Source organism: Amorphus sp. MBR-141 (assembly GCF_053628695.1).
Window position 1 is genome coordinate 1 of sequence record NZ_JBRJGW010000077.1, and the last position, 2,430, is coordinate 2,430.

Sequence of the window (2,430 nt, forward strand, 5' to 3'; positions counted from 1 at the left end):
TGCGGCGGTCCACCGAGACCGACCGCGGAGAGAACCATGAACCCGGCGTGGGCGCAAAGCCCGATCAACCAGCTTGACCAATGCGATTAGAGAACGTGGCAGGGGTCAGCCGAAGGCTGATCGGCGCCCGCTGGGCGTCCGCGACGATCACCGACGGCGCCGACGCGGAGGATACGACGACGGCGGTCAGTTTCGAGGACGCCGGCGCGATGGCGGGCGCACCGGCCGATCTGGCCGCCGACGTCTGCGACCTCATCGCCGACCGTCAACGGCCGCTGCTCTTGACCCAGGCGGAGCTCGAAGGCCACCCGCTCTGGGACCAGCTGCCGAAGGGCGCGGACGCCCCGCCGATCAAGGGGCTGCTCTCCGTCCCGATCCTGGTGCCGGGCGGGACGCTGCGGGGCCACCTGTGCCTGTCCGGCAAGACGACCGGCGACTTCACCCAGGACGATCTCAATGAGATCCTGCAGCTCGTCAGCGTCGCCGGCACGGCGATCGACACGCTGCGCTCGGCGCAGGCGAGAGATGCGGCGATCGGCGAGCTGACGGCCGCCCGGGACGAGACCAGCGCCATCCTGACCTCGATTTCGGATGCCTTCGTGGCGTACGACAACGCGTGGCGCTTCACCTACGTGAACGACGAGGCCGTGCGGCTGATACGACGGCCCCGCGGCGACCTGCTCGGGCGCGTGATCTGGGATTTTCCCGGGCTTACCGGAACGCCGCTGCATACGGAATATCTGAAATCGAAGGCTGACGGCGTCCCGGTGGACTTCGAGTTCGAAGACCTGACGCTCGGGTCGATCTTCGCGGTCCGCGGCTTCCCGCACCCGGAGGGGTTCACGGTCTATTTTCGCGACGTGACCGACCAGCGCAAGTTCGAGGCGCAGCTGCGCCAGGCCCAGAAGATGGACGCGATCGGCAACCTGACGGGTGGCATCGCGCACGATTTCAACAACTTGCTGACGGTCATCCTCGGCAACGTCGATGCCCTGTCCGCCCGGCTGGAGGACGCGCCGCCGGAGGTGAGGGCGTATGCGAGCACCATCCAGCGCGCCGGCGAGCGCGGAGCGGAGCTCACCCATCGGCTGCTTGCCTTCGCGCGCCGGCAGTCGCTCGACCCCCGACATGTCGACGTGAACAGGCTGCTGGTGGAAATCGACGAGCTCCTCAGGCACAGCCTCGGCGAGGACATCGACATCCACCTCGTCCGCGGGGCGGGCGTCTGGAAGGCGCTGGTCGACCCCACCGAACTGGAAAGCGCCGTGCTGAACCTCGCGATCAACGCCCGCGACGCCATGCCGGGGGGCGGCCGGCTGACGATCGAGACGGCGAACGTCTTCGTCGATGCGGCCTACGCCGCGGCGAACGAGATGGAGGAGGGGGAATACATCGTCATCGCGATTTCGGACACTGGAACAGGGATCGCGCCCGATGTCCTCGAACGGGTGTTCGACCCGTTCTTCACGACGAAGAAGGGGAGCGGATCCGGCCTCGGCCTGTCCATGGTCCACGGCTTCGCCCGGCAGACCGGGGGCCACGTCAAGATCTACAGCGAGCTCGGCGAGGGGACGACCGTCCGCATCTATCTTCCGCGGTCCGCGGCGGGAACGGAGAGCTCCCGGCCGGTGCATCCCCAGGCCCCGGTGAGGGGCAGCGAGCACGTTCTCGTGGTGGAAGACGACGAGCTCGTGCGAAGCTACACCGTCAGCAGCCTGCGGTCCCTCGGCTACACCGTCTCCGAAGCCGGTGCCGGGGCCGAGGCGCTGGAGGGGCTTGGCGGGGCAGGCCGAATCCCCGATCTGCTGCTGACCGACGTGGTTCTGCCGGGGAGGATGTCGGGAAAGGTGCTCGCCGCGGAGGTCAAGGCGGCGTTCCCGTCGATCCGGGTGCTGTTCATGTCGGGATATACCGAGAATGCGATCGTCCATCACGGCCGGCTCGACCCCGGCGTAAGCCTGCTCGGCAAGCCCTTCCGCCTTGTCGACCTCTCCCGCAAGGTCCGGGAGGTCCTCGACGCCGCCTGACGCCGCCGTCAGGACGACGGTATTCGCAAATTGCCTGGTCAGGGGGCGCCCGCACAGCAACCTGCAACGGCCGCCTCATGGCCCGGCCGTGCTGGAGCGCGGGCGGTCCACGCCAGAACGGGGCTCAGGTGGGAGCGTCCTTGATGGGGTCACGGCGCAATCCGGATCGATCTGCGCGTCTCAGCCTCCCGGAAGCGCTATTTCTCTGTGGCGCAGCCTGTCCGCACGGTATCATTCGAATGCCGCCCCTGCCTGGTCGACGGTGGGCTTCGCGTCGCGGCCAGGCACCTCGTCGATGCCGATCCGACCTTAGAGTCGGACTCGAAACTCATGGAGCGCGGGCCAGACGTCTTGCGAGGAGCATGACGGAGGCGGCGTGCAGGAAGGCTTCAGCCGAGGCGAT

Annotated in this window: 1 protein-coding gene; it reads left to right on the plus strand. The window is 68.0% G+C overall.

The annotated features are described in order from the left end of the window. Positions 1–95: 95 nt before the first annotated feature. Entirely contained in the window at positions 96–2,027 is a 1,932-nt protein-coding gene (locus ACSSVZ_RS28035) for an ATP-binding protein (protein ID WP_453974155.1), read from the plus strand. Positions 2,028–2,430 lie beyond the last annotated feature (403 nt).